Source organism: Bacillus sp. z50 (assembly GCF_058313585.1).
Genome location: NZ_JBZFQL010000005.1, coordinates 68,128 through 81,698 on the forward strand (window position 1 = coordinate 68,128; position 13,571 = coordinate 81,698).

General features: G+C 37.4%; 9 protein-coding genes. 4 read left to right on the plus strand and 5 right to left on the minus strand.

Going from position 1 to position 13,571, the window contains the following annotated elements; all coding sequences use genetic code 11:
• Window positions 1–143 precede the first annotated feature (143 nt).
• Window positions 144–896 carry a DUF975 family protein gene (locus AC4G3N_RS14560; RefSeq protein ID WP_139892683.1) on the plus strand — a complete coding sequence of 251 codons (753 nt, stop codon included), beginning with the start codon at window positions 144–146 and terminating at the stop codon, window positions 894–896.
• 104 nt (window positions 897–1,000) lie between these two features.
• On the opposite strand, the gene brnQ is transcribed toward AC4G3N_RS14560, so the two are convergent.
• Window positions 1,001–2,353: a branched-chain amino acid transport system II carrier protein gene (brnQ, locus tag AC4G3N_RS14565; protein WP_373925501.1), complete on the minus strand. Its 1,353-nt coding sequence runs from the start codon at window positions 2,351–2,353 to the stop codon at window positions 1,001–1,003.
• A 383-nt stretch (window positions 2,354–2,736) separates the two neighbouring features.
• Complete coding sequence (locus AC4G3N_RS14570) at window positions 2,737–3,432, minus strand: GntR family transcriptional regulator (protein WP_139063869.1); 696 nt, start codon at window positions 3,430–3,432, stop codon at window positions 2,737–2,739.
• Window positions 3,433–4,366: 934 nt separating this feature from the next.
• Here AC4G3N_RS14570 and AC4G3N_RS14575 point away from each other — a divergent pair.
• The gene (locus AC4G3N_RS14575; RefSeq protein ID WP_181162049.1) at window positions 4,367–8,773 is read left to right on the plus strand and encodes a S8 family peptidase; all 4,407 of its coding nucleotides are present in this window, start codon (window positions 4,367–4,369) and stop codon (window positions 8,771–8,773) included.
• Window positions 8,774–8,916: 143 nt separating this feature from the next.
• Here AC4G3N_RS14575 and AC4G3N_RS14580 read toward each other — a convergent pair whose 3' ends face one another.
• Together AC4G3N_RS14580 and AC4G3N_RS14585 are read right to left on the minus strand one after the other, a co-directional pair.
• Window positions 8,917–9,426 carry a GNAT family N-acetyltransferase gene (locus tag AC4G3N_RS14580; protein ID WP_066108060.1) on the minus strand — a complete coding sequence of 170 codons (510 nt, stop codon included), beginning with the start codon at window positions 9,424–9,426 and terminating at the stop codon, window positions 8,917–8,919.
• A gap of 251 nt (window positions 9,427–9,677) precedes the next feature.
• Window positions 9,678–10,373, minus strand: a complete 696-nt coding sequence (locus AC4G3N_RS14585; RefSeq protein ID WP_490553503.1) for a CPBP family intramembrane glutamic endopeptidase — start codon at window positions 10,371–10,373, stop codon at window positions 9,678–9,680.
• Window positions 10,374–10,460: 87 nt separating this feature from the next.
• Here AC4G3N_RS14585 and AC4G3N_RS14590 point away from each other — a divergent pair, with 87 nt between their 5' ends.
• Together AC4G3N_RS14590 and AC4G3N_RS14595 are read left to right on the plus strand one after the other, a co-directional pair.
• Window positions 10,461–11,201 (plus strand): MerR family transcriptional regulator, encoded by a 741-nt coding sequence (locus AC4G3N_RS14590; RefSeq protein WP_491090422.1) that lies wholly within the window; start codon window positions 10,461–10,463, stop codon window positions 11,199–11,201.
• Window positions 11,202–11,458: 257 nt separating this feature from the next.
• Window positions 11,459–12,643, plus strand: coding sequence for a M20 metallopeptidase family protein (locus tag AC4G3N_RS14595; protein WP_491090424.1), 1,185 nt, complete (start codon window positions 11,459–11,461; stop codon window positions 12,641–12,643).
• Window positions 12,644–12,723: 80 nt separating this feature from the next.
• Here the strand turns inward: AC4G3N_RS14595 and AC4G3N_RS14600 are convergent, their stop codons facing one another.
• A complete protein-coding gene (locus AC4G3N_RS14600; RefSeq protein WP_140462182.1) occupies window positions 12,724–13,476 on the minus strand; it encodes an SAM-dependent methyltransferase in 753 nt (250 codons plus the stop codon).
• Between the last annotated feature and the right edge of the window lie 95 nt (window positions 13,477–13,571).

Sequence of the window (13,571 nt, forward strand, 5' to 3'; positions counted from 1 at the left end):
CTCCCAATTATACTTGATGCTCTTTTAAATTCCAACTAATTATCTAAAAATTACAAATACTTATATAGTTTTACAAATTCAGTCAGATTATATTATTCTTATAAATAGTAATAAACACACAGGAAGAAGGAAAGAGTTGTAAAATGAATATCAAACTGATTAAAAACACAGCCAAACAAAAATTAACTGGCTACTGGGGAATTGCGATAGGAGTTTTTTTCATAACTCTCCTTGTTAGCAGAGTTGCTGAATCATTTCTTTTTATTCTTGCATTTTTCTTTATATCAAGCCCATTGGCTGTAGGATATCAATGGTTCCACTTAGCTATAAAGAGGCAGCAAAATCCTTCTATTGAAACACTATTTGATGGTTTTAAATTGAACTATTTCAGGAATGCCTTAACAAACTTTTTAATCTTTTTATTTACCTTACTCTGGTCAGTTTTATTAATTATACCCGGCATCATTAAAGCGTTAGCCTATTCTATGACTTTATTTATCTTGCGTGACCGTTCCGATTTAACCGCTCTTCAAGCGATTACAGAAAGCCGACGAATCATGAATGGTAAAAAGAAAGATTTATTTGTACTATACCTATCTTTTTTACCATGGTTTATTATCCCTATCGTATTAATTTTTATCGGAATCGTATCTATTGCTATTGGTGCTGATACTGTAAATGATGGAGTATATTTAAGCGGCATGGCAAGCCTGATTATCGGGTATATCACAATCTTTGGTATTGCTATATACCTTGCACCTTTTATAACTACTTCATTAGCTGTCTTCTATGATGATTATGTAAAGCCATCAGAAGGATCTCTTATACAGAATCCACTGCCTTCTACTCATAATTCTGCTGCCGATCATATCGACCTTGCTAAGCGTGTAGAATAAAAGATAATCCCAGCTCCATCATAGAGCCGGGATTATTTTCTTTATTGGTAAAAAAGTAAATTATAAAAGCCAGCGGTGTCTCACGCTGGCTTTACATGTACTAACTAGTCTTTCTGCATATCTGGAACTTCATTCATTATGGGAGCAGACTGTCTCATCATACCAATCGGATAACCAATAATAGCGCCCAATATGGCTGGTGCAATCCATCCTAATCCCACGGAGTAAAGCGGTAAATAAGCAAATAAATTATTGATTGCTTCTATTTGCAGACCCGCTGCATTAAAACCATCAAACAAACTAACAATAAAGGTTAATGCCAAACTGCAAATATATACTTCTGAAAAACCTTTAAATACATTGTGCATGAATGTAAGGAAAATCAAGCATATAGCCAAAGGATAAATAGCTGTCAGGACAGGTACTGAAATAGCCACTAAGTCGGCAAGTCCCACATTGGCAACTAATGCACTGAATACCGATAAAACAATAGCATATGTTTTATAGGACCATCTCGGAGCCAATGTATTAAAGTAGGCCGCACAAGCCGTCACAAGACCGATACTAGTCGTTAAACACGCTGCAATAACAGCAAGTCCTAAAATTAATCTTCCATAAGAACCAAAATAATAATGAGATGCTGCTGCTAATATCGCACCCCCATTATCAAATGCACCAATCTCTTCCACACCGGTAGCACCTAAATATGCTAGCCCTGCATAGATTACCGCAAGTAAACCGGCTGCAATGAAAGCAGATTTCATAACACTTGTCATCATTTCTTTTTTGCCATGAATCCCTGTTGAACGAACTGCATTAATAATGATAATTCCAAATACGAAGGATGCCAATGTATCCATTGTTAGGTAACCTTCCTGGAAACCCTTAAAGAATGCGTTTTCTGTATATTGTTCAGCCGGAGCTGTCAGGCTTCCCATTGGATTAAACAAAGCTGCTAGAATCAATAAAGCGATAAAAAATAATAATATTGGTGTTAACATTTTACCAACTATATCTATAATTTTTCCTGGTTTTAATGCAAAGAAACAAGTAATAGCAAAAAAGATTACAGTGAAAAGCGCCATTGCTACTGTGCTATTCATATCACCGATTAAAGGTTTAACACCAATTTCATATGAAACCGTTCCTGTCCTCGGCATCGCAAATAAAGGCCCGATTGCCAAGTAAAGAACTGTAGTAAATATAATAGCAAACATTGGGTGTACACGTTTAGCCATCGTATATAAATCGCTTTGGCCAGAATACCCAATTGCCAATACCCCTAACAGAGGCAATCCCACCCCAGTTATGATGAAGCCAAATGTAGCTTCCCAAACATTTGACCCTGACATTTGTCCCATTAATACTGGGAATATTAGATTTCCAGCCCCAAAAAATAAGGCAAAGAGCATAAAGCCAATCGCTAGTGTTGTAGATTTACTCTTCATATTACCCAATTAAAACCCTCCGTTTCTATCTGGTTGAACATTTTAAATTTTCTAATAATTCTAACATCTTTTAATATAACATTACCCATTTTAACACATTTGTCAAGATTATTCAGACATTTCGCCCTATTTCTCAACTTTCCCACTTTTCTTCTAACATTCACCGTTTTTCCTATATCGGTGATTATAGTAACTGTCCTCTATATTTGCAAGGGTATTAGAGAAACTAAAGTAACGGTAAATTTTATCAATCTATTATATTTAAAGGGGGGAAAACGTACATACATCCAATTTAAGTTTATATTACCCTTTTAAACAGTAAAAACCCTTATTCCATGAATAAGGGCTGATCGAATAATCCAATATACCATTGATGATAAGGACATATGAGATTATTCTACAAAGTATTCAGCATATTGGCTATCCGGTTCCAGCAAACTATTCCAATATTTCTCTGGTCCTAATATATGGTGACTAACAGCCTCATCTATTTGATCAACTTTTTTATTTTCAATAATATCAATAATGTTTTTATGTTGTTTAATAATATCTGTATAATCATATTCGATTTCAGATAGCAATCGGATTCGATTATAATGTGTACTTAACCGATTTATTGCATCCCAGATATGATCTTTTTCCTGATCTTTATAAAATAGGGAGTGAAATTCCTGATCCAATTCATGAAAAGTTCTTTCCATTCCTTTTTTTCCTATAAAATTTTCTTGTAAACTGATAACTTTCTTTAACTCTAATAATGTTTCATCAGAAATAGATTCGCAGGCTAACTTAAGAACCTCTTTTTCTAGTACAGAGCGCATAAAGGCCGCCTCTTTAACCAATTTATAATCAATTTTTGATATGTATGAACCGACCTGCGGCCATACTTCAACCAAATGTTCCTCTTTTAATTTTCCGATTACCTCCCTGATTGGAGTACGAGAAATCCTTAATTCATTAGCCAGCTCAATTTCACTGATTGCTTGTCCTGGTTTTAATTCTAGAGACATAATGCCATTCTTAATAATTCTGTACGAATAATGTTTATTATTTTCTCCAGGTAATTTGGGTGTCACTGTTAACATCATGATTTCTCCCTTATATAAAGCGTATAAATATTCTCTACCAACATCAGCATGTAGCCAGTATACATGTTTTATTTAATTATCATCAAATTTCATTAATTTTTCAAGCAATTCAAAACAAAAAAGCTGAAGGGCCTTGGTCAGGAGCGAGGAGCATAAGACAAAGGCACGTAGGGGATGTACTTCCCCCCGCAGTGGCTTTGCTTATGTCCCGAGCTCCTAGGCCCTGAAGCTAGATTGAATAAAAAGCTGAAACGACTGCATCAAGGAACAAAGACTAAATACGCCACATCGTGTGGCAACGTCTTTGTGACCAACATCCTGTTGGCCTCCGACAAGCATAAGACAAAAGCACATAAACCATATTCTACATCAGTTATGTCAGTATCCTCTAAATATCCTGCTATAGTTCGACATCTTCCAACAATAAACATAGCCTATTTCTTTATCTAAATAAATTAAAACTACCGATTCTGAATATTTTTCTGGGATAAAGGTGAGAGTTGGATTCACCTTATTTCATATAAGTAACAAAATATCCCACCTTAATCCCCAGTCTTTTTTTGAATAAGACAAAGAAAGACTAGTAATTAAATAGCTTAATAAGTCAGATGGCTTATTTTTATTATAATAGTATATTAAAATTCTTCCTCCCTCCTTTTTCATACAACTATCTCCATATGAAATCAGGTATAAGTATATTCTTTTCTAATCATTTCCTAATTAGAATGACACCTACAGCTGTAGCCAAACTACATCCAATGATTCATTTTCAATTTCCATAGTATACTTGCGACATTTAGTGACAGCATTTGTTTACTTCAATTCGTTATGGTAGAAATATCAGCAGGATTACATAATTCGATATTACTTAACAGGGAGGTGAAAAAATACTTGGCATATTGGCAATTTAATAATCTAGTATAGGGAGGAATACTTGTTGAAAACAAAGAGAAAAAAACTGTCGTCACTCATTCTAACATCTATGCTCATTCCATCATTGCTCTTAACTACAGGATTTACGTCTTCACCATCTTCTACTGCTTCCTCAGAATCCATCCATAGTTCAGCAAAATCTACGATTATACAGAATAGCAGTAACAAAATCTCCAAAGATCTTCAAAATGAGTTTAAGGAAGAAGAAAAAGTCACCTTCTTAATTAAACTTAAAGAGCAGGTCGACACTGCCAAGGTAGCAAAAGAAGCTACTGCTACTGCAAAAAAACAAAAGCTTTCATCAGCCAAGACGACCTTGACAAAACGATCTTCCATCGTTACAAATCTGCGCGCAACTGCTGAAGAAACTCAGCATGAGCTAAAAAACTATTTAGAGAAACAAGAAAAAGCCGGTAAGGTTAAAGATATTCAATCCTTCTACATCGTTAATGGTATGGCTGTTACGGCTACAAAAGAAGTCATGGAACAAATTGCCGCATTTCCTGAAGTAGAAAAACTTTTACCGAATGAAAAAGTACACCTTGTAGAACCTGTTAAACAATCCAAAGCTGAGAAACCACTAATCGAGTCCAATATTAAGGAGAAACCTTCTAAAACAGAGACAAAGGCAGAAGTCTCCTCGATTGAATGGAATATCGAAAAAATCAGCGCACCTCAAACATGGGCAATGGGAATTGATGGAGCTGGAACAGTCGTTGCCAGCATAGATACTGGTGTGCAATGGGATCACCCTACCCTAAAGACAAAATACCGTGGGTACAACCCTGCTAATCCAGACAACCCGACCCATGAGTTCAGCTGGTTTGATGCTACTTCTACAAACCGCCCTGCAGCATTTGATGATAATGGTCACGGTACACATACAATTGGAACAATGGTCGGATCAGATTCAAACGGTACTAACCAAATCGGCGTAGCACCCGGCGCTAAATTCATAGCGGTTAAAGCTCTCTCTGCATCAGGTGGAGGCTCGAGTGCTGATTTGTTAGAAGCAGGTGAATGGGTATTAGCTCCTAAAGATGCTAATGGAACTCCACATCCTGAATACGCACCAGATGTCGTAAACAACTCATGGGGTGGCGGACCAGGATTGGACGAATGGTTCCGTCCAATGGTTCAAGCATGGAAAAATGCGGATATCTTCCCTGAATTTTCAGCAGGAAATGACGGAGGAGGAGCAGGAACTATAGCAGCTCCATCCAATTATCCTGAATCTTACGCAACTGCCGCAACAGATATCAATAATGCTTTGGCAAGCTTTTCTTCAAGGGGACCTTCTCCATATGAAGGAGTCATGAAACCAAATATAGCTGCACCAGGTGTAAATATTCGCTCAGCTATACCTGGAAACGATTATGCTTCCTATAATGGAACATCAATGGCCGGGCCTCATGTGGCCGCAGTAGTTGCCCTGCTTAGACAAGCTGATTCGAGCTTAACTGTCGATCAAATGGAAGAGATTATGGACTTAACAGCAACACCATTAACTGACAGCGCTTATCCAGAGTCACCTAACTATGGATATGGTCACGGTTTGGTAAATGCTTTTGATGCTGTCTCTTCAGTTGTTAGTGGTTTAGGAAAAATTAAAGGAACTGTCTCCAAGGAAGGTGATGATACTCATGCACCTGAAATTGAAACAGAGCCTGTGACTACTTCTTATAAAGAAATGGACCTTCCTCTTAGCGCAACCGCTACGGACGATGTATCCGTAACATCTGTCGTTTTGAAATATAAAAAAGCAGATGGCAGCTGGACTGAAGTCGCTGCGGAACGTGTAAGCGGAAATTATAAATCCGGTGAATACGAAGCAACCATACCTGGTGTTGATTTAACCGGTGATTCAACAGAATACCAATTTATCGCATATGACTTTGGAGGCAATTCAAAAGAAACAGCTGTTTATCCAATAGAATTACTTCCGGGTATTACAGTTGGCTATGAAACAGATTTTGAACAAAACCCAATCGGATGGACATCTTACGGTACAAATAATTCATGGGAATGGGGAGTACCAACAACAGGCCCTGGCGCTGCATTCTCTGGTGAAAAGGTATATGCAACAAATCTGACAGGAAACTATGCAAACAGCTCTAATATGAGCCTGGAAATGCCACCAATTGATCTTCCTGAAGGAGCCAGCTACTTACAGTTCAAACAATGGTTTGATTTAGAAAGAAACTATGACTTTGGGCATGTATTTATTTCTACTGATGGTACCAACTGGACACAGGCAGCTCGTTTCAACCAAACATCCGATGGTTGGATTGATGGCGAAGTTGACTTAAGCGAATATGCAGGACAACGCATCTACATTTCCTTCAATGTTACAACTGATGGGTCTGTCCAGAAAGCTGGATGGTATTTGGATGATGTCAAATTATCGGCAACTCCTATCCAACCTTCGTCAAAAGCTAAACATGGTGTGAAGAAAGATACAAAAGCTACTGATACTAAAATCAAAGATACAAAAGCTAAAGACCCTAAAGACGACAAAAAAGCAGCAAAAGAAAAAGTAGACGCAGCAAAAATCAAACCAATATCTGAAAAAGATAGTTCAAAAAATGAAAAACCTAGCAATGAAAGCCCGGGACCACTGCTTTTACCAATTCAAGCAGAGGTAACCGTTCTTGAAACTGGCCGTTCTGTTTACACCAACCCACAGGATGGATCCTATGAATTAACGCACGCAACAGGTGATTACACTGTTCAAGCAGAAACATATGGATTCCAATCTCAAACACAAGCAGTACGTGTTGAAGATGGTGGAGTTGCTACCGCAAACTTTACACTACAGGAAATTCCTAAAGGTACTGTCAGCGGTACAATTACAAATAAAGTAACAGGAAATCCTGTTGCAGGCGCCACAGTTTACCTTGTGGAAGATGCTGCCATTACGCCTGTGACTACAAATGAAGATGGCGAGTATTCCCTTACTGCATACGAGGGTACCTACACACTAAAATTTGTTGCACCATCCTACTACAGTTCCGAAACAACTGTAACCATTGAAGCAGGCGAACCAGTCGTTAAAAATGTTGAGTTACGTCCATTCATTGGCTATGCAGGTGAGATTAAGTATGATGATGGAACAGCTGAAAATGCCAGATCCTTCAATGCGGCAGGCAATAGCTGGGCTGTTAAAATGTCATTAAAAGAAGGGGAAGATCAAGCTCTAGTAACTGGTGCACTCCTTCGCTTCTGGGATATGGAATGGCCAGTCCCAGGCGGTACTGAATTCCAAGTATCCGTTTATGATGCCAGTGGTGCAAACGGCGGTCCTGGTACTAAATTGGCAGGTCCTTTCAACGAGACAGCTTTACGTGACGGCACTTGGACACATGTTGACCTTGCCGAACACGGCATCATGGTAGAAGGAGACTTCTTCATTGTCTATACACAAACAAAAGCAAATCCTAATTCACCTGGCTTGGCAACTGATGAGGACGGTCCAAATGCTAAACGCAGCTGGCAAGGTGTAAGCGGTGCATGGTCTCAATCACCAGAGGCTGAAGGAAACTACATGATCCGTGCGACCGTCAACTATGAATTACAAGTACCATCCATCACTTCTCCTAAAGATGGAGCATTTACGAATAAAAAATCTGTGACAGTTGAGGGTAAATCTTCTCCTGAAACAACCATTGATTTATTCAATGATGGAGAACAAACTGCTACTACGGAAACGAATGCAAGTGGCGACTTCTCAGTTGCAGTCGAGTTGAAAAATGGTGCAAATACACTGACTGCTAAAGCAAAAACTGATGTCGGTTCAACAGACCCATCTGAACCAGTTACGATTACACTTGATCAGGATAAACCTGAACTGACTATTACTTCACCGACAGATGGTTCTAAAACAAATAAAGAAACCGTTACAGTTACAGGAACAATTGCTGATGCCAATCTGGATTGGGTTAAAGTAAATGGTCAAACTGCAACTGTAAGCGACGGGAAATTCAGCAAGCGTATCCTTCTTGATGAAGGTATAAATGAGATTACTGTTCAAGCTAAGGATAAAGCAGGCAACAGCATTAAAAAGATCATCACAATTGATGCCAATTATACGGCACCTGAACTTTCCAACATACTTCCTGCTGAGGACAAAGTATTGGAAAGCGGCGATTCTGTCAAAATCGAATTTGATAGTGAACCTGGGCTAGACGCTACCTTCTCAATCCTTGCTCCAGTCACAAACCTTGGCGTCTCAAATGCACTTGAGCTTCCAATGCGTGAGACATCGGAAGGACACTATGTCGGCTACTATACTGCCACTAAAAATATCAAAGCAAACGGGGCAGCCGTTCAAGTAACCGCAGAAGATGACTATGGCAATAAAACGATTGAAAGAGCGGAAGGATTATTATATATTAACGCTCCGCAGTAAACGATTAAAGCACAAGTGCCGATGCACTTGTGCTTTTCTTTTTTGAGCAGTTCTAAAATAGTTTATACTTAAACTGATGATTAAGATATAAAACACAATCTTATTTTTCATATACATTCTTCCCTTTTCATCAAAAATTACAGTTATATCTTACGAACATATCTTAATGAGATATAGTTTTCTTCCTTGGTATTTCCGTATCCTCTTTGTTCATTATTGAAAATGAATCCTCTTGCTTCATAGAAAGGAATTCCTTTTTGATTTCCCTTTGCTACAGATACCCATTGCTCAGTTGCATGAAATTCCTCTTTTTGTTGTTTTGTAAGAACATCTAATAACCTTGTCCCAATTCCTTCATTACGTCTATTGGGGTTAAGATATAAGACAAAGACCTCCCCAGAAGTCTTATCGATCATACCGCCTCCAATTGCCCCAATGACTTTGTTCTCCTCAACAGCAACAAAATAGCCACCCCATTCTACCCCAGTTTCACTTACTTCCTTCAGAATTCTTTCATGATTATAAAACTCTTTTATAACTCTCTTAATATATTCTTCAGATCGTAATTCGTTATAAGTTGCCCAGTACCCATCACTGCATACTTTCGCAATCCCCTCAACATGACTTGCATTCGCTTTTAAAATATTAACCACTTTCCACACCTCCAATTTCCCCTGTTCCGAAGATTCCCTCTACAAATTCGAGCTTTTACTACCATTTATAATTCAACATAAAAAGGTATTAATCCTTTTTGAATTAATACCTTTCATCTCACCTGTTGATTATATCCCTATGAATCTAAATTAATTGTTCAATATCGCCTCAAATGGCCATTACTTAATAGTATCAGCTTTGGAAACCTGGATAATTACACGGTATCTTTCAACTCTCGGGAGCAACCTCCTTAACTGAAGCTTGTCAGCAGAACCATAATCCCATTAGTCAAACCGTGAATGATAACCGCTGGCCAAATTGAATTAGTTCGTTCATATGCCAGCGCAAAAATGATACCACTGAAGAAATTTACTGGCATCACATTATAGGTCGGAATATGTACGATCGTAAAAATGATTGAACTAAGTAAAATGGCTCCAACAAATCCTATCCGTGTACGCAGCCAGCGATATAAAAATCCTCGATAAAAGATTTCTTCATATATTGGAGATATAATAGCTGCGGAGATAAAAGCAATTAAAAAGGTGAATAAAGTTACATTTTGCTGTAAAGCCTCTGTTTTGTTATTCTCCCACGAATTACCTATAAGACTAGTAAACAAGATTATAATCACCGAACCAACTAATAAAATAGTTGAATACAGAATAATAAGCTTCCAAACTTTCACATTAAATGATTTTATCCCTACCTCGTTCCAAGATAATTTTTTCGGATTAAGAGTAATATAATAAACACCTGAAATTAAAATAATGGCTATTATTAGTCCAATTAATGTCCCTGAATATAAATCATTCTCGAGCCAATTGGTAATAATTGGTTTAAATATCAATTTCACAAAACCAATTACAAACACAAATTCCAAAAGGATTAATAATATGAATTCCTTTAGCCCCCAATCATCTTGTTCTTTCCAGTTCATTTTCATCCGATAGCCCTCTCCCTATATATGGTATAATCCAACTATATTAGATGACGTTACGTCACCTGCAAGTTTTTTTCAGGAGGAAATGAAATGAAACAATGGACGACAGGAGAGGTAGCTAAGCAGCGAAATATATCCGTTCGCACCCTGCGTTATTATGATCAGATTAATTTGCTTACCCCTAGTTATAAAGCAGATAACGGGAGGAGATCTTATTCAGAAGATGATTTATTCAAACTTGAAAAAATCATTATTCTCAAATCCCTTTCACTTCCGTTAGAAACTATTCGCGATATATTAGACAGTCTATCCTTCCAACAAATTCTCATCTCACACTACAATTATCTACAAGATCAACTCACGAATATTCAAACAAGCATTTCTAATACTACATCATTAATTAATATGAGCGAGCTGCAAGCATCCTTATCATGGGAAGATGTTTTAAAACTGGTTCAAAATTCACAAAATAACTCAAAAAAATGGATTGATTACTTCCATCAGGATGAAAAGCTACTTTTACAGAAATCCATACCAAATCTAAGCAGCAATGATAAAACAACGCAACAGTATATGTTCTTACTAAAACAAATTGAGTATTGTATTCAAAACAAAGTTAAACCCGAATCTGAAATAGGAGCCCAAATTGCTTCTGATTTAATTAAACTATCAAATGATACATTTCAAGGGAATGAGGAATTAATGAATCAGTTTTGGGAAATCAGAAAAAAACCCGCAGAAGAAACAGGCTTATACCCAATTCCTAATCATGTACTAGAATTTGCAGAACGATGCATTGCTTATTTAACAGATTTAGAGACTAGCCATTAGATTTGTCTCCCTCGCTTGTTTATTCAAGGCTTAGAGTAAACTCTATTTGCTATGCTGATAATTAATCTATGTTATTTTCGGCTTTTATATATAAAGTTAATCAAATCTAGAGACTCTTTAGATCTCTATTTATTTTCTTAACCCCTTTACTAAATTTATGAACTTTATTCCAATTTATATTGAAGAACGGTAATATAAACTGCCTGCAATGCACAAAATACGAAGAAACAAACTATGAAGGCATGCAGGAGGTATGTATGAATCAATACTTAGAAAATGCACGGGCTATGAAAGAGGAATTAATCAAATATAGAAGAGAAATTCATCAAAATCCTGAAGTAGGCGACCATCTTCCTCAAACCACGAAATACGTAATGGAGAAGTTAAAGGAATTTGGCTATGAACCAAAAGAAATCTGTGAAAGTGGGATTGTAGCACTGGCAGGGAAACCTGATGCAAAAAAAACATTTCTTTTGCGGGCTGATATGGATGCTCTGCCGATTAAAGAGGAGACAGATTACCCGTTTAAAGCAACAAATGGAAATATGCACGCCTGTGGGCATGATATGCACACAACTATGCTACTAGGAGCTGCCAAATTATTAAAACAATATGAGAACGAACTAGAAGGATCCGTTAAGCTCGTATTTCAGCCAAATGAAGAAGGCTTCAAGGGCGCAAAATTAATGTTGAAGTCGGGCGTTTTGGAGAATCCAAAAGTGGATGCAGCAATGGCCTTACATGTACATTCCGGTACACCAACTAATACGGTATTATATGGGCTTGGAACCGCAATCGCAGGTTGTACAATCTTTAGAATTACTGTTAAAGGTGTCGGGTGTCACGGAGCCATGCCTGAAACCGGCGTTGACCCAATTAATATTGCAGCGCATATCTATACCTCCATCCATGAAATCATAGCAAGAGAAATCTCAGCAACCGAATCGGTGGTTATCACGATTGGAAAGTTTCAGGCAGGAAGTACACATAATGTAATCCCTGACCAAGCCATCTTAGAAGGTACGATTCGTTACTTAAATGTGGATTTAGGAGATTTCATTTACAAAAGGATGGAGAAAATAGTAACATCAACAGCTGAAATGTTTAGAGGTGAAGCTAAAATAGAGATTGTTGCATCTGTTCCGCCCTTAACGAATGATAAAGACTTGGCCAATCAATTGTCCTCTTATGTGAGTGATGTAGTCGGTAAACAATCTGTCATCTCTTTTGAAGGCGGAGGCATGGGTTCTGAAGATTTCGCTTCGTACTGTTATGAAGTACCTACCGTTTATTTTTTGCTGGGAGCCGGCACAAAAGAAGAGGACCCTCATTATGGACTTCCCATGCACCATCCACAGGTAGTTTTTAATGAAGATATCCTACCAACCGGTGCCGCCATGCATGCTTATACGGCAATGATGTGGTTAAAAGCGCATCAATAGAGAACGCAGTAAGAGTGTGGCAAAGTTCTTTAAACGATGCCACACTCTTTTAAATCTATTATATTTTATAATATTTAAATTTACTTTTTAAATATAGCTGTTAAAAAACCTTCCTCAGCAAATACACCATTCATTGAATCTGTTTGTCTCATGTTTCTTATTTCGATTTCCTTCAGATCCTTAAATATGTCTCTTAATTTTTGATCTGTAAACCCCAAACCTCCCTTTAGGCTCCAAAATCTATACACATCCCAATCGGTTATATCTGATCCGCCATACTTCCCATTTTCAAGAAAACACGTAATGCCGAACAAGCCATCTGTTTTTAGTGCTCTTTTAACTAAATTATTATAGGTACCCCTCCGATGAGGTGCTATATGATGAAAGCATCCTGAATCAAACACAATATCATAGCTTCCTTCATCAATAGCTAATTCAAATATATTTTTATGTATAAAGTTAATTGTTAATCCACTCTCTTTAGCCCGCTCTTTTCCCCATTTCAAACTTTCTTCAGATGAATCTACGGCATCAACATGACAACCTTTTTCAGCAAAAAAGACTGCATTTCTCCCGGGACCACATCCCAACTCCAATACTTTACTCCCTGGAACAAACAAGCCCTTATCGAAATACTCTACCAAGTTTTCATCAGGCTGATTAGAAAAAAAAGGTACATTCCGATCACGATTTAAATAAAATTGATCCCAATCAAACCTGGTTTTTTCTTTTAATAATTGGTCCATCATCTTCAGCAAATCTTCATGGCTATAAATAGTTTCCACTACTTTTTCCTGCCTCTCTAAATTTATCAACCAATCACATATTACCATTTTATAACAATCCAGCATATTAGACTACATTACTATTAGCAGTCATTTGGAATGATACATCCATCTGTACGACGTTTTAAAATAGCATGTAAAAG

What these genes read in the sequence shown, in the direction of transcription:
- AC4G3N_RS14560 (WP_139892683.1), top strand. Translation starts at nt 144, where the DNA reads ATGAATATCAAACTGATTAAAAACACAGCCAAACAAAAATTAACTGGC.
- AC4G3N_RS14570 (WP_139063869.1), bottom strand. Translation starts at nt 3,432, where the DNA reads ATGATGTTAACAGTGACACCCAAATTACCTGGAGAAAATAATAAACAT.
- AC4G3N_RS14585 (WP_490553503.1), bottom strand. Translation starts at nt 10,373, where the DNA reads ATGAAAATGAACTGGAAAGAACAAGATGATTGGGGGCTAAAGGAATTC.
- AC4G3N_RS14590 (WP_491090422.1), top strand. Translation starts at nt 10,461, where the DNA reads ATGAAACAATGGACGACAGGAGAGGTAGCTAAGCAGCGAAATATATCC.
- AC4G3N_RS14595 (WP_491090424.1), top strand. Translation starts at nt 11,459, where the DNA reads ATGAATCAATACTTAGAAAATGCACGGGCTATGAAAGAGGAATTAATC.
- AC4G3N_RS14600 (WP_140462182.1), bottom strand. Translation starts at nt 13,476, where the DNA reads ATGGTAATATGTGATTGGTTGATAAATTTAGAGAGGCAGGAAAAAGTA.